The organism is Yoonia vestfoldensis SKA53, from assembly GCF_000152785.1.
GTDB classification, from domain to species: domain Bacteria; phylum Pseudomonadota; class Alphaproteobacteria; order Rhodobacterales; family Rhodobacteraceae; genus Yoonia; species Yoonia vestfoldensis_A.
The window spans coordinates 387,980-407,396 of sequence record NZ_CH672414.1; the positions used below are offsets into that span (position 1 = coordinate 387,980).

Below are 19,417 nucleotides of genomic sequence, written 5' to 3' on the forward strand. Positions count from 1 at the left end.
AGATAGGGTTTTTGACCGGTCTGCCAATGGCGGGCCTGCGTGGCGGTGGAGAGACCTGAGCCTCCGGCGGGAGTATTTTTTGAAATAAGAAGATGTGGATTGTGCCGTCAGCGGTGCGCGTCGAAATGTGCGATGGTCGTGGCATTGACGCTGTCGCGCATCGCAGGTTTGTCCATCAGCATTTCGTGCAAGCCGCCCTTGATGTCATGCAGCACACCGTCCCGCCAGCGCGTCATGCGGGTGCGGATCGCCGCTGGGTCGACGATGGATTCCTTGCTGCCCAAAAAGGTGATGCAGGGGGTCGCTGGGGCGGGCAGGCGGGCGAGATCACGCATTTCATGCAGCGATCTGTTCAGCCATCGCAAGCTAGGCCCGCCAAGGCCGAGGGCGGGATGCACCGCGATCTGGCCGCGCAGGGCGGCGTAGATTTCGGGATCATCGGTCAGCATATTGCCTGCGAAGGGCTGGATCAAAGGATAGCTGGTGGCGGATTGGCCCGGGACCAGTTTTTCGTCAAATTTGAATGACAGGCTGAGCGTTGTCAGGCTCCAGGCAAAGGCGCGTGTGGCAGGGGGCATCTGGATGCCCCACATGGGCGCGGAAAACATCACAGCCTTGACATCAAGGCCGTTCATCAGCGACCGCAGGCCGATGCAGCCCCCCATGGAATGGGCGATCAGAAAGAACGGACGCGGCAGGCCCAGCACCATGGCATGGTCCAGCAAAGCCGCCACATCGTGCTGATAATCCGCGAAATCGCCGATATGGCCGAGGTTCGGATCGCTGATCAGCCGGTCCGCCAGCCCCTGGCCGCGCCAGTCCACGGCCAGCACGCTATAGCCTGCCGCCGTGAGCGCCTGTGCCGTGATCCCGTATTTTTCGATGTATTCGGTGCGGCCGGGAAAGATCAGCACGGTGCCTTTGGCCCCGTCCCCCGGCCAGTGACCGGCGCGGATGCGCCTATTGTCGCGGGTGGTCAGCCAATGCGCGGCCCCGCCCGCCGGGCCGTTTGCGACATCATCGAAAAACGGGGCCGCGGGTGCCATCAGCCAAGCACGCTGGTCAATTTCATGGCAACGCCCATATCGCCGTCAACGCTGAGCTTGCCGGTCATAAAGGCCGTTGTCGGGTTCAATTCATCGTCAAGGATCGCCTTGAACACATCCGCACTGGCGGTCAGGGTCACATCGGCGTCGTCATCGGCGGCGCGTGCGCCGGTCTGGTCGATGATGATTGCGCCTTCGTCCTCAATGACGAATTTGGCACAGCCGTCGAACCCATTCCCGCCCATCTTGGCGTTCAGCTGACTGACGGCTTCGGTGATGACATCGCTCATGATTTTGATCCTCTTGTGATGAATTGCGGTGGCATGGCTCTGGTGTCCGCCGCATGATGCGCTACATTGCTTTATATGATAGCTGATCCTCTTCGCTTCAAATGTATCGTAGCGGCACTTGTGCTGGTCTTGGGCTTTTCGTTGCCTGCGGTCGCACAAACCGACCGGCTGGACCAGCTTTTCGCGGAATTGTCACAGACCGATGAAGACGGGTCCTTGCGCATCGAACAGCAGATTATCGCGGAATGGAGCAAGAGCGGGTCGGCGTCTATCGATCTGTTATTGCAGCGCGGACAGGATGCGCTGGATGACGGCGCGGCCGAGGCCGCACTCGATCATTTTTCGGCGCTGGTTGATCATGCGCCGGATTTCGCCGAAGGGTATTTCTTGCGCGCCACGTCGTTTTATCTGCTGGATGAAATCGGCCCGGCCATGGCCGATCTGGGCGAGGCGCTGACCCGCAATCCGCGCCATTTCGAGGCGATGCGCGGGCTGGCGGTGATGATGGAAGAAACCGGCCGCCCGCAAGCGGCACTTGAACTTTACGACATGATCCTTCAGATCGTGCCATATTCCATGCAGGCCCGCGAAGACCGCGCGCGCCTGCACCAACAGCTGGACGGCCAGGCGATCTGACCGCCCGGCCCTGACGGGGACGAAAATGCAAGGTTCCCGGATCACGGCCGTTCTCGGGCCGACCAATACTGGCAAGACCCATTACGCGATCCAGCGGATGCTGTCCTACCGCACCGGCGTGATCGGCCTGCCTTTGCGCCTGCTCGCGCGCGAGGTTTATGACCGCATCGTCGCGATCAAGGGGCCGGGGGTCGTGGCGTTGGTGACTGGCGAGGAACGGATCGTGCCGCCGCGCGCCGCCTATTGGGTTTGCACGGTCGAGGCGATGCCCGATGGCATGGGCTGCGATTTTCTGGCTGTCGATGAAATTCAGCTTTGTGCTGATCCCGAACGCGGCCATATCTTCACCGACCGGCTGCTGCATGCGCGCGGCTTGCACGAAACCCTGTTTCTGGGGGCCGAAACCATGCGCGGTGCGATTGCCGCGCTTGTGCCGGGTGCGCAATTCATGGTCCGCGACCGCATGTCAGAGCTGACTTATACCGGATCGAAAAAGATCAGCAGGATGCCCGCAAGGTCGGCCATCGTGGGGTTTTCCGTCGATAACGTCTATGCCATCGCCGAATTGTTGCGCCGCACCAAGGGGGGCGCCGCCGTCGTCATGGGCGCGCTGTCGCCGCGCACCCGCAATGCGCAGGTGGAAATGTATCAAAACGGCGATGTCGATTACCTTGTCGCCACGGATGCCATCGGGATGGGGCTGAACCTTGATATCAGCCATGTCGCGTTTTCATCGCTGACCAAATATGACGGCCGCCGGATGCGCCATCTGGAACCGCAGGAGCTGGCGCAGATTGCAGGCCGCGCGGGGCGGCATATCGAGAACGGCACGTTCGGGGTGACAGGCGAAGCCCCGCCCTTGGACGATGCTGTCGCCGAGGCGATCTGCAACCACCAGTTCCGCCCTGTCGCCAAATTGCAATGGCGCAACAGCCGGTTGCAGTTCGGATCTGTCAAGCGGCTGATTGGATCCCTTGAGGACCGCACTGACGATCCATGGCTGACCCGCGTGCGCGAAAGCGATGATCTGGCCGCGCTGAAAACCTTGGCGCAGGATGCAGAGGTCGCGGCCCGCGCGACCGACGGGCCATCGGTGAAACTGCTTTGGGATGTCTGTCGCATCCCCGATTTCCGGGGCATTTCGGCGGGCGAACATGCCGGTTTGCTGACACAGATTTACAACGATCTGCACCAGCTTGGGCATGTGTCGGCCAATTGGTTCGCCTTGCAGGTCCGCCGGATTGACCGCACTGACGGGGACATTGATACTTTGTCCAAACGGCTGGCCTATATCCGGACCTGGACCTATGTGGCTCAACGCAAAGGTTGGCTTGTTGACGATTCTCATTGGCGCGATGAAACCCGCGCTGTAGAAGACCGTTTATCAGATGCGCTGCACGGCGCGTTGACGCAAAGATTTGTGGACCGGCGGACCAGCATCCTGCTTCGCCGGCTCAAACAAAAGGAGAGCCTGTTGGCCGAGGTGAATGAAAAAGGCGAAGTGACCGTCGAGGGCGAATTTGTCGGTCGTCTGGAAGGGTTCCGTTTCCGCATGGACAAAGCAGGAAGCCCCGACGAGGCGAAAACCTTGCGGCAGGCGTCCCAGCAGGCGATTGCGCCGCATCTGCATCTGCGCGCGGATCGGTTCTATAACGCGCCCGATACCGAGATTGATTTCACCGAACAGGGTGGTCTCATGTGGGGCGATCAGGCCGTGGGCAAGCTGGTGGCGGGGTCTGACCCGCTGAAACCCGGCGTGGCGGTTTTCGTTGATGACGAGGCAGGGCCGGATGTTATTGCCAAGGTCCAGCGCCGGTTGCAGCATTTCATCGACCGCAAGATCGCAGCAGGGTTCGAACCGCTGCTGGCGCTGAAAAATGACGAGACCCTGACAGGGGCCGCCAAGGGGTTCGCCTACCGGATGGCCGAACATTTCGGCATCATCCCGCGCGGCGATATCGCGGACGAGGTCAAGGCGCTGGAACAGGACGCGCGGTCTGCGTTGCGCAAACATGGGGTGCGCTTTGGCCAGTTCACGATTTTCCAGCCGCTGCTGCTGAAACCTGCGCCCACGCGTCTGCGCCTTGTGCTGTGGTCGCTGGCCCGCGATCTGCAGGAATTCCCGCAAAGCCCGCCCCCCGGTCTGGTCACTGTGCCAGCCGCGAAGGATGCCGTGCCCGGCTATTACGCGATGGCCGGTTACCGCGCGGCGGGCGAGCGTGCGATCCGTATCGACATGCTGGAACGGCTGGCCGATCTGCTGCGCGACAAGGACAGCCGGGCTGGGTTCGAGGTAAACCCCGACATGCTGTCGATCACTGGCATGACGCTGGACCAGTTCGCCGATCTGATGGCCGGTTTGGGCTACAAGGCCGAAAAGGCCGAACGGGCCAAGGTCAAACCAGCGCGCGCGGATGTGACGGGCGATCCTTCTGTCGCGAAACCTGCCGACACGCCGGATCACGCCGACAATGCAGCAATGCCAACGGCCGATGTGCCTGACGCCACGCCGCAGGAAATGCCGCAGGAAATGCCGGCTGGCGCATCTGTCGAAACCCCCGACGCGCCCGAGATGGAGGTGTTCTATACCTTCACATGGGGCGGACGGGCTGTGCGCCCGGCACGCCCCACGGGTGGCGACCGCCCGCGCGGCAATCCAAAATCCAAGGGCAAGCCCAAGGGCAAACCGACAGCACAGGCGAGCAAGCCTGACAGCTATCAGGCTAAGCCGCGCTATGAAAAACCGATTGATCCCGATAATCCGTTTGCGGCGGCCTTGGCGGGGTTCAAAAAGGCTTGACCGATGCGCCTCGGCCCACGATCCGGCTGGACAAATGGCTCTGGCATGCGCGGTTTTTCAAATCGCGCAGCATTGCCGCCGGTGTGGTGACGGGGGGCAAGGTGCGGGTGGGTGGCAATCCTGTCAGCAAACCTGCACGCGCCGTGGGGCCGGGCGATGTGCTGACCTTCGTGCAGGCCGATGTCGCGCGGGTGATCCGCATCCTTGCATGCGGCACGCGCCGTGGCCCGGCGCCAGAAGCACAAGCGCTTTACGAGGACCTGACGCCAGTGACGGTGCCTGTACCCCAGACCCCTGGCAGCGACCGCAAGGGACGCCCCACCAAAAAGGACCGGCGGGATATGATGACGCAGCGTGGGATGGATGACCCTTTCACGCTTGAATGACCGCGCGATCCGATTTAGCAAACCGGCAAAGAATTACGGATGATCCCATGACCTATATCGTAAATGACAATTGTATCGCCTGCAAATACACCGACTGCGTCGAGGTATGTCCGGTGGATTGTTTCTACGAGGGCGAGAACATGCTGGTGATCCACCCTGATGAATGTATCGATTGTGGGGTCTGCGAACCAGAATGCCCGGCAGATGCGATCCGCCCCGATACCGAACCCGACATGGAAAAATGGGTCGAGTTCAACCGCAAATATTCGGAAATGTGGCCGGTTATCATCACCAAGAAAGACCCGCTGCCCGGCGCCGAAGAGATGGATGGCAAGCCCGGCAAGCTGGACCTGTTTTCCGAAGCCCCCGGCGAAGGCGGCTAAGGCAAGCGCCTGATTTCAAATGCGTTTCGTATCATACGCGGGGACGCTTCCGAAGGGCGCGTTTTTGTGGTATGATTCCCCCAATGACGCGAATGATGTGATCCCGCCCATAGGTATGAACCCGCCGGTGACGCTTGTTACCGACGGTTTTTTGTCGCCTGACGTGCCGGATTGCCATGAAAGGACAATCATGACCAAGAAGAAAAGCGAATTCAGCCCCGACCAATTTGTCGTCTATCCGGCGCATGGCGTGGGCAAGATCGTCTCTGTCGAAACGCAAGAAGTGGCCGGATTCGAACTCGAGATGTTCGTGATCGCCTTTGAAAAGGACAAGATGACCCTGCGGGTGCCGACGCATAAGGCGACCGATGTGGGCATGCGCGCGCTGGCGACACCTGATGTCGTCAATCACGCGCTGAAAACTCTGCGCGGCAAGGCCAAGGTCAAAAAGGCCATGTGGTCGCGCCGTGCGCAGGAATACGAGCAAAAGATCAATTCCGGCGACCTGATCGCCATCGCCGAAGTCGTGCGCGACCTGCACCGCCAAGACGACCAGCGCGAGCAAAGCTATTCCGAGCGTCAGCTATATGAAGCTGCCCTCGAACGCCTGACCCGCGAATTCGCCGCCGTTGCAGGCGATGACGAGAATGCGGCAGCCGCACAGATCGGGTCTGTTCTGGTCGGTCGCGCTGCTTAAGCGGATGTGAAATCAACAAAAAGCCGCGCCAGAGAGCGCGGCTTTTTGCGTTTCACAACGCCCGCCAGCCGATGTCGGACCGGTAAAACCCGCCCGGCCAGTCGACGCCTTGCGCCATGGCATAGGCCTGTTCATGCGCCTCGGCCAATGACGCGCCGCGCGCGGTGATGTTCAGCACCCGCCCGCCATGCGCCTGATACTGGCCCTCAAACCGTTTTGTGCCTGCATGGAACACCATGTGGAAACTATCCGCAGGCTGGCTGTCCAGCCCGCCGATCACGCTGCCCTTGGCGTAATCGCCCGGATAGCCGTTGGCCGCCATCACGATGGTCAGCGCATGGTCATCGGCCCAGTTCACGGATATTTCGTGCAGGCGCTGCTCGGCGCAGGCTTGCAGCAGGTCCAGCACTTGCCCGCCAAGGCGCATCATCAGCACCTGACATTCGGGATCGCCGAAACGCACGTTGTATTCCACCAGCCGTGGCTGGCCGTTTTCGATCATCAGCCCGCAGAACAGCACGCCTTGAAACGGGGTGCCGCGCCGCGCCATTTCATCCATCGTGGGTTGGATGATCTCGCGCAGCGCCTTTTGCGTGACCTCATCGGTCATCACGGGCGCGGGCGAATAGGCACCCATGCCGCCCGTGTTTGGCCCTTGGTCGCCGTCGAAGGCGCGTTTGTGGTCCTGCGCGGTGCCTACCGGCAGGATCGTGGTGCCATCACAGAGCACGAAAAACGACGCCTCTTCGCCTTCCATGAATTCCTCGATCACGACAGCGGTGCCAGCGGGGCCGAAACTGCCGTCGAACATGTGATCAAGGGCGTCCAATGCCTCGTCCACTGTCATGGCGACAGTGACACCCTTGCCAGCGGCCAGACCGTCAGCCTTGATCACGATGGGCGCGCCTTGGGCCTGCACATAGGCGCGCGCGGGGGCCGCTTCGGTGAAACGGGCATAGCCGGCGGTGGGCGCGCCGGCCGCATCGCAGATCGCCTTGGTAAAGGATTTCGACGCTTCCAGCTGAGCGGCGGCTTGCGACGGGCCAAAAACCAGCGTGCCGGTGCGGCGCAGCCGGTCTGCGACACCGGCCGCCAGCGGGCCTTCGGGGCCGATGATGACAAAATCAATCGTGTTTTCTTCAACGAAATTGGCGACGGCATCGCCATCAAGGATATTGAGATCGGCACAATCCGCGATTTGCGCGATGCCTGCATTGCCCGGCGCCACGATCAGCCGGTCGCATTTGGGGTTCTGCTTGATCGCCCAAGCCAGACTATGTTCGCGTCCGCCGCTGCCCAGAATAAGGATGTTCATGGCCGTCTCTCCGCCTTTGAAAACTTGGGGCGGTCTTAGTCAGGGCTGCGGCAGATCACAAGGCCGGGCTTGGCCTTTGGGTGGCGCCGCCTTAGGATGCGGCCCAAAGCGCACAGGATCACCCCGATGATGGATTTGTTCGAAGACGGCCCCACCGACAAAAGCGCCGACAACACGCCTGAATTTTCCGTGTCCGAGATTTCAGGCGCGGTCAAAAAGACCATCGAAGGCGGCTTTGCCCATATCCGCGTGCGCGGCGAATTGGGGCGCATCTCGCGCCCGTCATCAGGGCATATCTATCTGGATCTGAAAGACGACCGGTCGGTTCTGTCGGGCATCATCTGGAAAGGCCGCGCCACTGCCCTGACCCACCGGCCAGAGGAGGGGATGGAGGTCATCGCCACTGGTAAATTGACGACCTTTCCGGGCCAGTCGAAATACCAGATGATCATCGAAGACATCCAGCCCGCCGGTGCCGGTGCCTTGATGGCGATGCTGGAGAAACGCCGCGTGATGCTGGCGGGCGAAGGGTTGTTTGATGCGGCGCGCAAGAAACCGCTGCCCTATCTGCCCGAGATCATCGGCGTGGTCACATCGCCATCGGGGGCGGTCATCCGCGATATCCTGCACCGCCTGCGCGACCGTTTTCCGCGCAAGGTGCTGGTTTGGCCGGTCGCCGTGCAAGGCCAGAAATGCGCAGCCGAGGTCGCCGCGGCCATCGACGGGTTCAACCGCCTGACGCCGGGCGGTGCCTTGCCGCGCCCTGATCTGATTATCGTGGCGCGTGGCGGCGGATCGCTGGAGGATCTTTGGGGGTTCAACGAGGAAATCGTTGTGCGCGCGGCCGCCGCATCCGACATTCCGCTGATTTCCGCCGTGGGCCATGAAACCGACACCACGCTGATCGATTTTGCTGCCGATATACGCGCGCCCACGCCGACGGCGGCGGCGGAACTGGCCGTGCCGGTGCGGATCGAGCTTTTGGCCTTTGTGGACCAGCAAGGCGCGCGGCTGGTGCGCGCGCTGTCCAACGGCGTGCAGACCCGCCGCCAGCGATTGCGCGATCTGGCGCGCGCCTTGCCGCGGGTGGACACGCTGGCCGATGGGCCACGCCAGCGGCTGGATTACCTGGCCGACCGGCTGCCGGCAGCCCTGCGGCAGGCGGCGGCGCAAAAGCGGTTGCAACTGAGCGATGCGGCCCTGCGCCCCGCGATCTTGCAACGCCGACTGGCCGAGGATCGCAGGCGGCTGTCGGCATTGTCGGACCGGCTCGCGCCCGCCTTGCAACGCCGTAGTCGTGATGCAGCGGTGACGCTGGAACGGGCAGGGCGCGGATTGCGCTGTGATCTGTTGCAGACACGGCTGGACCGGCAGGCCGAACGGCTGAGCAGCGTGCTTGCGCGCCTGTCGGACCGCGCGACGCGCCAACAGACAGAACGGACTGCAAGGCTGGCCGCCCTTGACCGGCTGCGCGAAACCTTGGGGTATATGGAAACGCTCAAACGCGGCTATGCGGTGGTGCGTGCGGGCGATGTGCTGGTCACCGATACGGTGGCTGCGGCCAAGGCGGATCATCTGGAAATCCAGTTCGCCGATGGTCGGATCGCGGTGGCGTCACGACGATAGATTGTTGCAGATCAGCGGTTCGTCGGCATCGGTTTCATAGATCACGGTGCCATCGGGGACATTGATAAATGTGGCCCACATCGTGCCCTTTTGCAGATAGGTCGCCCAGCATTTGGGTTCGGGATCGTCGTCATAAATAAAGCAGATATTACCTTTGCTTTCATACCAGGTTCCGTACATGCAGGTTCCGTCAAAAGCCGACCACATGACACGGCGACCTGGCAGATAAGCCTCGATTCCATAGGCGGGGTTGGTGTCGGTACGAAAGGTGATCGTGCGGCCTGTGACATGGGCGTCAAATGCCTCGCCTGTCATCTTGTTCTGAGCGTTGGCTTGTGTTGTCAGCAGCAACAGCAAACCGACATTGCGCAGCGCGCCAGCTGCCCACCGATATATCCGTGATCTGCATCCGTGCAGGCAATCTTGGCGCTGGGCCGGGGGCGTGGGGTCGATCATCCGTCAAGATTAGCACGGCCGCTGCCTGCGATGAAGCGAAACTGCGTGGCTGCGTGCTTTGGTCTCTGGGGCGTCGCTTTTGCGTGGTTTGCAGGGCAGGCGCGGGCTATGCTGCGCCAAAATAGGGGAATGCGGGCATGGCCAAGGACAACCAAGACGGCATCTGGAAATCCGGCAAAGGCAAAGGGCGACATACCACCAAGGGTCGCCAGTTGGATGATGGCGCCATGGCGGAGATCCTTGCGCTGTTGGGCGACAGGCCGCGCCGCCGCGATCTGCTGATCGAGTTTCTGCATCTGGTGCAGGATGCAAATGGCCATCTGTCCGCCGCCCATTTGCGTGCGCTGGCCGAGGAAATGCGCCTGTCACAGGCCGAGGTGTACGAGGTCGCCACCTTTTACGCCCATTTCGACGTGGTCAAGGAAAGCGAGACACCGCCGCCCGCCCTGACGATCCGCGTTTGCGACAGCCTGTCATGCGAATTGGCCGGTGCGCAGGCGCTGAAAGCGGCGCTGGAAGACGGGCTTGACCCCGCACAGGTCCGTGTTTTGCGCGCGCCTTGCATGGGGCGCTGTGATACCGCGCCTGTGCTGGAAATCGGGCACAACCATATCGACCATGCCACCCCTGCAAAGGTGCAGGCGGCGATTGTGGCGGATGACACCCATGCGCATCTGCCCGATTACCAGACCTTGGCGTCCTATTGCGCCGATGGCGGTTATGCCGTGCTGGAACACTTGCGCGCGCAAGGCGACTGGCAGGCGGTGCAGGACAAGGTGCTGGCCTCTGGCCTGCGCGGATTGGGCGGTGCGGGCTTTCCGTCGGGCCGCAAATGGGGTTTCGTGCGCGCCCATGCCGGCCCCCGCTATCTGGCCGTGAACGGCGATGAAGGCGAACCTGGCACGTTCAAGGACCGCTATTATCTGGAACGCACGCCGCATGTCTTTCTCGAAGGGATGCTGATCGCCGCCTGGGCGGTCGAGGCGCAGACCTGTTTCATCTATATGCGCGATGAATATCCCGCCGTGCTGGCGATTCTGCGCCGCGAGATTGCGGCACTGGAACAGGCGGGGATCGTTGCGCCCGGTTTCATCGACCTGCGGCGGGGTGCAGGCGCTTATATCTGCGGCGAGGAATCCGCGATGATCGAAAGCATCGAAGGCAAGCGTGGTATCCCCCGCCACCGCCCGCCTTTCGTGGCCGAGGTTGGTCTCTTTGGCCGCCCGACGCTGGTGCATAATGTCGAAACCCTGCTTTGGGTGGCGCGGGTGTGCCGCGAGGGGCCGGATATCCTGAGCAGCGTGGAAAAGAACGGGCGCAAGGGGCTGCGGTCCTATTCCGTTTCGGGGCGGGTGGCGCAGCCGGGCATGTATGTCCTGCCCGCAGGATCGACGATCACCGATATCATTGCGGCGGCGGGCGGGATGGCGGCTGGCCATGTGTTCAAAGCCTATCAGCCGGGTGGGCCGTCCTCGGGGCTGTTGCCTGCGACGATGGCGGATGTGCCGCTGGATTTCGATACATTGCAGCCGCACGACACGTTCATTGGGTCAGCCGCCGTTGTCGTCCTTTCGCAGCAGGACCGCGCGCGCGATGCTGCCCTGAACATGCTGCGGTTTTTCGAGGATGAAAGTTGCGGACAATGCACGCCCTGTCGTGTCGGTTGCCAGAAAGCGGTGCAACTGATGCAGGCCCCCGAATGGGACCGCGCCTTGCTGGGCGATCTGTGTACCGCGATGGCGGATGCATCGATCTGCGGGTTGGGGCAGGCGGCCCCGAACCCGATCCGGCTAGTGATGCGCCATTTCAGCGACGAGATCTGACGCTGCCTGCGGCTGTGCCGCAGTTGCGGCGCTCCGCGCGGGGATATTTATGCTCGGAAGATGGCGGGGCGTGGTCTTTTCAATTCCGGGCGGAATGGCTAGGTCTTTGCGCAGAAGTCATGAAAGGCTGTTCCGATGGCGTTCTTCAGCAAGCTCAAAGAGAGGATGTTCAAATCCTCGGCCAAGATTGACGCGGGGTTGGATGCAATTGTCGCAGAGCCCGCGCCGAAACCTGGCCTGATCGGTAGGCTTTTGGCGCCGACCGAGGCGCAGCGCCGCGCGCTTGACGATGCCATGCTCGAAGAGCTGGAAGACCTGCTGATCGCGGCCGATATGGGCGTCGAAACTGCGCAGCGCGTGATCGCCAATATCGCCGAAGGGCATCTGGGCAAGCGTGTCTCGGTCGAGGAGGTCAAGCGCCTGCTGATGGCCGAGGTGGTGCGGATCATGGAACCTGTGGCGCGCCCTTTGCCGATCTATGCCAAAACGCCGCAGGTCGTGCTGGTCGTCGGCGTCAACGGATCGGGCAAGACCACGACGATCGGCAAGCTGGCCAGCCAGTTCCGCGCGGCCGGCAAGAACGTGGTGATCGCAGCGGGTGATACGTTTCGCGCTGCGGCCGTTGAGCAATTGCAGGTCTGGGGGCAGCGCGCGGGCGTGCCGGTGCTGACAGCGCCCGAAGGGTCGGACCCTGCCAGCCTGGCCTATGATGCGATGACCAAGGCGCAGGCGGATGGCGCCGATCTTTTGATGATCGACACCGCAGGGCGGCTGCAAAACCGTGCTGACTTGATGGAAGAGCTGTCCAAGATTGTCCGCGTGATCCGCAAGAAAGACCCAGATGCGCCCCATAATGTGCTATTGGTGCTGGATGCCACCACAGGGCAGAACGCGGTGCAGCAGGTCAAGGTGTTTCAGGAACTGGCTGCTGTGTCGGGTCTGGTGATGACCAAGCTGGATGGCACAGCCAAGGGCGGCGTGCTGGTGTCGCTGGCCGACAGGTTCGGCCTGCCGATCCATGCCATCGGCGTGGGTGAACAGATCGACGATCTGGCACCTTTTGATCCCGAGGAATTCGCCGCGGCCCTTGTCGGTCTGGACCTATAGGCGGCGTTGGACAATCTTGCCGCCTATCTGATCGCTGTTGCTGGCACGCCAGAGGGCGCGCGGCTGGCCACGATCCTTGCGCTGGTGTCGGCGCTGGCCCATGCGGTGTTCGGGGCGTTGCAAAAGGGGCGCCATGATCCCTGGCTGACGCGGGGCGCGATTGATTTATGGCTGGTGGTGTTTTCGGCCCCTGTCGCGCTGTTTGTCGTGCCGTGGCCGAATGCGGCGACCGCGCTGATCCTTGTGGGGGCGGTTGGCATCCATTTCGCCTATAAGGTCGCAATGGCAAGCGCCTATGAAAAGGCCGCCTTTACCGTAGTTTACCCCGTGGTGCGCGGCACCGGGCCGCTGGTCACGGTGATCGCGGCATCGGTGTTTTTCGGGGAACATTTCACGCCATTGCAATGGGTTGGCATGGGCTGTTTGTCAGGGGGCATCTTGTTATTGGCGCTGCGCAACCTGGCTGAAGAAAAGCTTGATCCCGCCGCGCTGCGTGCTGGGCTGGCCTGGGCGTTGATGGGCGGGCTTCTGGTGGCGGTCTATACCACCTATGACGCTTACGGCATCCGGCAGGCGCCGGACGCTTTCACCTTTTTGGCATGGTTCTTTTTCGTCACCGCGCTGGATTTTCCGGTGTTGGCACTGCATCGGTACCGGCGGATGGATAACCCGCCGGTGCTGGCCCCGCTGATGTGGCGCGGGGTGATCGGGGCGCTGGTGGCTTGGGTCAGTTTCGGGGGCGTGATGCTGGCCACCATGGTTGGCAAAGTCGGCGAGGCGGCTGTGCTGCGCGAAACATCCACCGTTTTTGCCGCGTTGATCGGCTGGTTCATCCTGCGCGAAAAGGTGGGGCCACGCCGATTGTTGCTGATGACATTGGTTGCCTTGGGCGCCGTGATCGTGGAAACGGGAGGCTGAAGGAGATACGCATGACCAAAACCATCAACCCGATCCTGAAACAGGTGCTGGAACTGGGCCCAACGCTTGCGTTTTTCCTGATCTATCTGCGGATCAAGGATGATACGTATACTTTTGCAGGCACCGATTATTCGGGTTTCATCGTGGCCGCGCTGGTTTTCGTGCCGATCCTATTGGTGGCGATGACGATCCTATGGGTACTGACCGGCAAGTTGAGCCGTATGCAGGTGTTCACTGCTTTCATGGTGATCTTTTTCGGCGGGCTGACGGCGTATTTCAACGACGAGCGTTTTTTCAAAATGAAAACCACCATCGTTTATGGGGCCATGGCGGGGCTTTTGGGGATCGGTCTGTTGCGCGGGCAGAGCTATCTGCAGTTCGTGATGGAAGAATTCCTGCCGATGCAGCGCGCAGGATGGATGATTTTCACCAAACGGCTGGCCTTTATCTTTGTCGTGCTGGCCATCGCTAACGAAATCATCTGGCGCACCCAATCGACCGAAACCTGGGTCAAGTTGGAAACCTTTGCCTTTCCGGCCGTGCTGTTCTTGTTCTTGTGGGTCCAGATCATCGGCTTGCAAAAGTACCTGATCGAAGACCCGCAGCAATCCAAGGACTGACGCCACCCATTGACGTGGGCGATGCTGCGGCCTATGCCAGACGCCGTGGTGATTTGTTTCCGGATTGCAGGCCACGTAAAACATTCTGCTAAAAAGGTGGCGGGTTTCATAGCCCCGATACCTTTGCCGGTGTCGGGGTTTTTTGATGCGCCACGGGCGCGAGGGCAGATGATGAGTGACTGGAACAAACGCACCAAGGCGGTGCATCACGGCATCCGGCGCAGCCAGTATGGCGAGGTCAGCGAAGCAATCTTCATGACGCAAGGCTTTGTCTATGACAGCGCCGAAGCCGCCGAGGCGCGGTTCATCAAGGCGGGTGCGGATGAATTCATCTATGCCCGCTATGGCAACCCGACCGTGGCCATGTTCGAAGACCGAATCGCCGCATTGGAAGGCACCGAGGACGGCTTTGCCACTGCGTCTGGCATGGCGGCCGTGCATGGAGCGCTTGCCGCGATGCTCAAGGCCGGTGATCACGTTGTCTCGGCGCGCGCGCTGTTCGGATCGTGCCTGTATATCTTGCAAGAGGTGCTGACCCGTTTCGGGGTTCAGGTAACATTCGTTGACGGCACTGATCTGGCTGCATGGCAGGCCGCGATCCGGCCCGACACCAAGGTGGTGTTTTTCGAAAGCATCTCGAACCCTACGCTGGAAGTTGTCGATATCAAGGCGGTTGCCGATCTGGCGCATGCCCATGGCGCGACGGTGATCGTGGATAATGTATTTTCGACGCCGGTATTTTCGGATGCGGTGGCTTTGGGCGCGGATGTGATCATCTATTCCGCGACCAAACATATCGACGGGCAGGGGCGGGCCTTGGGTGGGGTGATCCTTGGGACGCGCGATTTCATCCGCGGCACGGTTGAACCTTTTATGAAACATACCGGCGGGTCGATGTCGCCGTTCACGGCCTGGCTGATGCTCAAGGGGCTGGAAACCATGGAATTGCGCGTGCGCGCGCAGGCGGCCAGCGCGCAGCATATCGCGCAGGCACTGGCGGCTGATGGCACGCTGCGGGTGATCTATCCGGGTCTGGCTGATCATCCGCAACATGCGCTGACAATGGCGCAGATGGGGGCGGGCGGCACCGTGATGGCGATTGACGTAGGCAGCAAGGATGCGGCATTTGCGCTGCTCAACCGATTGGAAATATTCACGATTTCCAATAATCTGGGCGATGCAAAATCAATCGTCACCCATCCTGCGACGACAACGCATCAGCGGCTTGATGCTGCCACCAAGCTGGAGCTGGGGATCACCCCTGGGTTGATCCGTTGCAGCATCGGTCTGGAAGATCCCGATGATCTGTTGGCCGATCTGCGCGCGGCAATCGGGTAATACCGCGAACAAGGCTGGCGTATTGCGGGCATTTCCGGCAGGCTTGCGGTGCGACCCACGGCCTGGATGGGTGTGGCTTTTTGCGGCAAAGGTGATGTGGGGATGTCTGACCTTCGTGCCGATTTGTTACAATTCTGCCGCATCATGTCTGGACATGCGCCGCAGCTGCGCCATCTTCGCAAGGCGGATGCACCACAAGAGGGTTTCGATATGAATATCCACGCACGCGACATGGATCGCCAGCCCACAAGGTCCGATGCCGAGGCAGCGTTGGCGCTTTTGCGGCGCTGGGCGGGTGATGTCAGCCCCGAAGAAGTGGCGACGCTTGACCCTTTGGTGTCGCGTCTGATCCCCGGACAGGAAGTGTCGAACTACCCCGCACTTGCCCGCGCCTACCCCGAGGATTTCGCGGTGGACGAGGCCTATAAGGCGTCGATGCCCGATCTGCAGAACGGGCCGTCAAGCTTGATCCGCGGTGCCAAGCAGCAAATCCAGCATGTCGGCATTTCCAACTTTCGCCTGCCCATAAGGTTCCGCACCCGCGACAATGGCGATCTGACGCTGGAAACTTCGGTGACCGGCACCGTGTCGCTAGAGGCGGAAAAGAAGGGCATCAACATGTCCCGCATCATGCGGACATTTTATAAACATGCCGAGGAAACATTCAGCTTTGAAGTGATCGAGCGCGCGCTGGATGCTTATAAATCCGACCTCGACAGTTTCGATGCACGCATCCAGATGCGGTTCAGCTTTCCGATGAAGGTGCAAAGCCTGCGCTCGGGGCTGCAAGGCTATCAATATTATGATATCGCGCTGGAACTGGTCGAAAGTGCGGGTGTGCGCAAAAAGATCGTGCATCTGGATTATGTCTATTCATCCACCTGCCCCTGTTCGCTGGAATTGTCCGAACATGCCCGCCAGTTCCGCGGGCAATTGGCGACACCACATTCGCAACGGTCCGTCGCGCGGATTTCGGTGCTGGTCGAAGACGGGCCGATCCTGTGGTTCGAGGACCTGATCGAACGCGCCCGTGCCGCCGTGCCGACCGAAACCCAGGTGATGGTCAAGCGCGAGGATGAGCAAGCCTTTGCCGAGCTGAACGCCGCCAACCCGATCTTTGTCGAAGACGCGGCGCGTCTGTTCACCGAACAATTGCAGCTGGAACCGCGCGTGTCCGATTTCCGCGTGATCGCCAGCCATCAGGAAAGCCTGCACAGCCATGACGCCGTGTCGGTCCTGACCGAGGGGGCGACCTTTGCGACCGAAAGCCTTGACCCGCGATTGTTTGCCTCGCTTTTCCACGTTGGTTAACGCGCGTAGGGTGGGTCTTGACCCTCCTTACAACCAGCCCTTGAAGCCCCCCGCGCCCGCGCATAGTGTCGGGCGAATTGATGAAGTCGGACATCCGTCCAGCAGAGAGGCATGAACATGCAAGACCCCGTACAAACCTATATGAACCTTGTTCCCATGGTCGTGGAACAGACCGCGCGTGGCGAGCGTGCCTATGACATCTTTTCGCGCCTGCTCAAGGAACGGATCATCTTTCTGAACGGCCCTGTCCACGACGGGATGAGCCAGCTGGTCGTCGCCCAATTGCTGCATCTGGAATCGGAAAACCCGAAAAAAGAAATCAGCATGTATATCAACAGCCCCGGTGGCGTGGTGACATCCGGCCTGTCGATCTATGACACGATGCAATATATCAAACCCAAGGTCAGCACGCTGGTGATCGGGCAGGCCGCGTCCATGGGGTCGCTGTTGTTGACTGCGGGCCATCCCGGCATGCGCTTTTCGCTGCCCAACAGCCGCGTCATGGTGCATCAGCCATCGGGTGGCTATCAGGGGCAGGCGACGGATATCATGATCCATGCCGCCGAGACCCAGAAGCTCAAGACACGGTTGAATGAAATCTATGTCAAGCACACTGGCCAGCCGCTGAAAAAGGTCGAAACCGCCCTTGAGCGCGACAATTTCATGTCACCCGAAGAAGCCAAAGAGTGGGGCCTGATCGACGAGATCGTGGTCAACCGCGAAAAATCATCCGAGTGATCTGATGTCATTCACCACAGTGAAAAAGTGACCCTGAAACTGGTCATTTTGACATTGTAGACCTTGGCGGGCTGTCCTAGTGTCGACACAGGGCAGCCCGTTCATGTTTTACGGGCCACAGGCCAAGAGGGTTGATATGGCGACGACGACCGGAAATGACAGCAAGAACACGCTTTACTGCAGCTTTTGCGGCAAAAGCCAGCATGAGGTACGCAAGCTGATCGCCGGTCCGACTGTGTTCATCTGCGATGAATGTGTCGAACTCTGCATGGATATCATCCGCGAGGAAACCAAGGCATCTGGCCTGAAATCCGGTGAAGGCGTGCCGACACCCTCGGACATCTGCGCTGTTCTTGACGATTATGTGATCGGGCAGGTCCATGCCAAGCGTGTGCTTTCCGTGGCCGTGCATAACCACTACAAGCGCCTGAACCACGCCGATAAATCCGATATCGAACTGGCGAAATCTAATATCATGCTGATCGGGCCGACCGGCTGTGGCAAAACGCTCTTGGCACAAACGCTGGCGCGGATTCTGGACGTGCCTTTCACGATGGCCGATGCCACCACCCTGACCGAGGCCGGTTATGTCGGTGAAGACGTCGAAAACATCATCCTGAAATTGTTGCAGGCTTCTGAATATAACGTCGAACGTGCGCAGCGCGGGATCGTCTATATCGACGAGGTCGACAAGATTACCCGCAAATCCGACAACCCCAGCATCACCCGCGATGTGTCGGGCGAAGGCGTGCAGCAGGCCCTTTTGAAGATCATGGAAGGCACTGTCGCATCCGTGCCGCCGCAGGGCGGGCGCAAGCATCCGCAGCAGGAATTCCTGCAGGTGGACACGACCAATATCTTGTTCATCTGTGGCGGGGCTTTTGCCGGTCTGGACAAAATCATTGCGCGCCGCAGCAAAGGGTCCGGCATGGGCTTTGGCGCGGACGTCAAAGACGTGGACGAACGTGGTATCGGCGAAGTGTTTCAGGATCTCGAACCAGAGGATTTGCTGAAATTCGGCCTGATCCCCGAATTCGTTGGTCGTCTGCCGGTGATCGCCACGCTGACCGATCTGGACGAAGACGCGCTGATCACCATTCTGACCAAGCCCAAGAACGCCTTGGTCAAGCAATATCAGCGCCTGTTCGAGCTGGAAAACACCAAGCTGACCTTTACTGATGACGCGCTGACCGCGATCGCCAAGCGCGCGATCAAGCGTAAGACCGGCGCGCGTGGGTTACGCTCGATCATGGAAGGCATCCTGCTCGACACGATGTTCGACCTGCCCGGCATGGACACCGTGACCGAGGTTGTCGTGAACGAAGAGGCGGTGACATCCGACGTGCAGCCTTTAATGATCCACGACGATGTGAAGAAAAAAGAACCCGCGACTGCGGGTTAAAACGCCACTGCCGGTGGCCCCGATCCGTGGGAGCCGCCGGCAGGATATATCTTTTTAAACAAGATGGGACGGGGTGCGCCTGCTGGACCTTTGGCGCACGATAGGGCATGAAAGCCGCAGTTTACCGGAGACGCATCATGGGCCTTGGTCAGTCAATCAAACGTATCTTTACCTGGTGGGATGGTCAGACCTATGGCACCCAGCTATGGACATCGCGCAAGGGTGTGCGCGTGGGGCAAGATGCGCAGGGCAATATCTATTATCACAACGCCGACGACAGCCGCCGCTGGGTGATCTACAACGGCGAAATCGAAGGGTCGCGGGTCAGCCCTGAATGGCATGGCTGGCTGCATCACACATGGGATGAACCCCCGACCGAGGCACCTTTGCCGCGCAAGTCTTGGGAAAAGCCGCATCAGCCAAACCTGACCGGCACGATGGCGGCCTATGCGCCTGCAGGATCTATCCGTCATGTGGCCCCCGCCACGCGCAAGGATTACGACGCCTGGACCCCCGAATAGGGCG

At 60.7% G+C, this 19,417-nt stretch carries 19 protein-coding genes and 1 riboswitch; of the genes, 15 read left to right on the plus strand and 4 right to left on the minus strand.

Annotated elements, in window-relative coordinates; genetic code table 11:
• Positions 1-107: 107 nt before the first annotated feature.
• Both SKA53_RS02005 and SKA53_RS02010 read right to left on the minus strand, forming a co-directional pair.
• Positions 108-1,046, minus strand: coding sequence for an alpha/beta fold hydrolase (locus SKA53_RS02005; RefSeq protein WP_007204368.1), 939 nt, complete (start codon positions 1,044-1,046; stop codon positions 108-110).
• A complete protein-coding gene (locus tag SKA53_RS02010) occupies positions 1,046-1,336 on the minus strand; it encodes an SCP2 sterol-binding domain-containing protein (RefSeq protein ID WP_007204369.1) in 291 nt (96 codons plus the stop codon). The genes SKA53_RS02005 and SKA53_RS02010 overlap by 1 nt, the downstream gene beginning before the upstream one ends.
• A gap of 75 nt (positions 1,337-1,411) precedes the next feature.
• Here SKA53_RS02010 and SKA53_RS02015 point away from each other — a divergent pair, with 75 nt between their 5' ends.
• From SKA53_RS02015 to SKA53_RS02035, 5 genes are all read left to right on the plus strand, one after another.
• The gene (locus tag SKA53_RS02015; RefSeq protein ID WP_050752694.1) at positions 1,412-1,972 is read left to right on the plus strand and encodes a tetratricopeptide repeat protein; all 561 of its coding nucleotides are present in this window, start codon (positions 1,412-1,414) and stop codon (positions 1,970-1,972) included.
• 25 nt (positions 1,973-1,997) lie between these two features.
• Positions 1,998-4,772: a helicase-related protein gene (locus SKA53_RS02020; protein ID WP_007204371.1), complete on the plus strand. Its 2,775-nt coding sequence runs from the start codon at positions 1,998-2,000 to the stop codon at positions 4,770-4,772.
• A complete protein-coding gene (locus SKA53_RS02025; RefSeq protein ID WP_007204372.1) occupies positions 4,769-5,158 on the plus strand; it encodes an RNA-binding S4 domain-containing protein in 390 nt (129 codons plus the stop codon). Before SKA53_RS02020 ends, SKA53_RS02025 begins: the two co-directional genes overlap by 4 nt.
• Positions 5,159-5,205: 47 nt before the next feature.
• Positions 5,206-5,541, plus strand: a complete 336-nt coding sequence (fdxA, locus tag SKA53_RS02030) for a ferredoxin FdxA (protein WP_007204373.1) — start codon at positions 5,206-5,208, stop codon at positions 5,539-5,541.
• Between the two features lie 190 nt (positions 5,542-5,731).
• Positions 5,732-6,238, plus strand: coding sequence for a CarD family transcriptional regulator (locus tag SKA53_RS02035; RefSeq protein WP_040483067.1), 507 nt, complete (start codon positions 5,732-5,734; stop codon positions 6,236-6,238).
• Between the two features lie 52 nt (positions 6,239-6,290).
• On the opposite strand, the gene purD is transcribed toward SKA53_RS02035, so the two are convergent.
• On the minus strand, positions 6,291-7,553 hold the full coding sequence (purD, locus tag SKA53_RS02040; RefSeq protein ID WP_007204375.1) for a phosphoribosylamine--glycine ligase: 1,263 nt from the start codon (positions 7,551-7,553) through the stop codon (positions 6,291-6,293).
• A 126-nt stretch (positions 7,554-7,679) separates the two neighbouring features.
• Between purD and xseA the strand changes: the two genes are divergently transcribed.
• Complete coding sequence (gene xseA / locus SKA53_RS02045) at positions 7,680-9,179, plus strand: exodeoxyribonuclease VII large subunit (RefSeq protein WP_007204376.1); 1,500 nt, start codon at positions 7,680-7,682, stop codon at positions 9,177-9,179.
• Here the strand turns inward: xseA and SKA53_RS02050 are convergent.
• Entirely contained in the window at positions 9,168-9,494 is a 327-nt protein-coding gene (locus SKA53_RS02050) for a hypothetical protein (RefSeq protein WP_242601233.1), read from the minus strand. The two genes, xseA and SKA53_RS02050, sit on opposite strands and share 12 nt — an antisense overlap.
• Before the next feature lie 278 nt (positions 9,495-9,772).
• On the opposite strand from SKA53_RS02050, the gene SKA53_RS02055 reads away from it, so the two are divergent.
• The 9 genes from SKA53_RS02055 (at position 9,773) to SKA53_RS02095 (ending at position 19,413) form a co-directional block, all read left to right on the plus strand.
• Positions 9,773-11,458: an NAD(P)H-dependent oxidoreductase subunit E gene (locus SKA53_RS02055; RefSeq protein WP_007204378.1), complete on the plus strand. Its 1,686-nt coding sequence runs from the start codon at positions 9,773-9,775 to the stop codon at positions 11,456-11,458.
• A gap of 135 nt (positions 11,459-11,593) precedes the next feature.
• The gene (gene ftsY / locus SKA53_RS02060) at positions 11,594-12,565 is read left to right on the plus strand and encodes a signal recognition particle-docking protein FtsY (protein ID WP_007204379.1); all 972 of its coding nucleotides are present in this window, start codon (positions 11,594-11,596) and stop codon (positions 12,563-12,565) included.
• Positions 12,566-12,571: 6 nt separating this feature from the next.
• On the plus strand, positions 12,572-13,483 hold the full coding sequence (locus SKA53_RS02065) for a DMT family transporter (RefSeq protein WP_007204380.1): 912 nt from the start codon (positions 12,572-12,574) through the stop codon (positions 13,481-13,483).
• A gap of 11 nt (positions 13,484-13,494) precedes the next feature.
• A complete protein-coding gene (locus tag SKA53_RS02070) occupies positions 13,495-14,103 on the plus strand; it encodes an inner membrane-spanning protein YciB (protein WP_007204381.1) in 609 nt (202 codons plus the stop codon).
• Positions 14,104-14,138: 35 nt separating this feature from the next.
• Positions 14,139-14,216: riboswitch (SAM riboswitch) on the plus strand.
• 55 nt (positions 14,217-14,271) lie between these two features.
• A complete protein-coding gene (gene metZ / locus SKA53_RS02075) occupies positions 14,272-15,441 on the plus strand; it encodes an O-succinylhomoserine sulfhydrylase (RefSeq protein ID WP_007204382.1) in 1,170 nt (389 codons plus the stop codon).
• A 210-nt stretch (positions 15,442-15,651) separates the two neighbouring features.
• Positions 15,652-16,752, plus strand: coding sequence for a GTP cyclohydrolase FolE2 (gene folE2 / locus SKA53_RS02080; protein WP_040483069.1), 1,101 nt, complete (start codon positions 15,652-15,654; stop codon positions 16,750-16,752).
• Positions 16,753-16,869: 117 nt separating this feature from the next.
• A complete protein-coding gene (locus SKA53_RS02085; RefSeq protein WP_040483070.1) occupies positions 16,870-17,490 on the plus strand; it encodes an ATP-dependent Clp protease proteolytic subunit in 621 nt (206 codons plus the stop codon).
• A 136-nt stretch (positions 17,491-17,626) separates the two neighbouring features.
• A complete protein-coding gene (clpX, locus tag SKA53_RS02090) occupies positions 17,627-18,892 on the plus strand; it encodes an ATP-dependent Clp protease ATP-binding subunit ClpX (protein ID WP_007204385.1) in 1,266 nt (421 codons plus the stop codon).
• A 137-nt stretch (positions 18,893-19,029) separates the two neighbouring features.
• Positions 19,030-19,413: an NADH:ubiquinone oxidoreductase subunit NDUFA12 gene (locus SKA53_RS02095; RefSeq protein ID WP_007204386.1), complete on the plus strand. Its 384-nt coding sequence runs from the start codon at positions 19,030-19,032 to the stop codon at positions 19,411-19,413.
• Positions 19,414-19,417 lie beyond the last annotated feature (4 nt).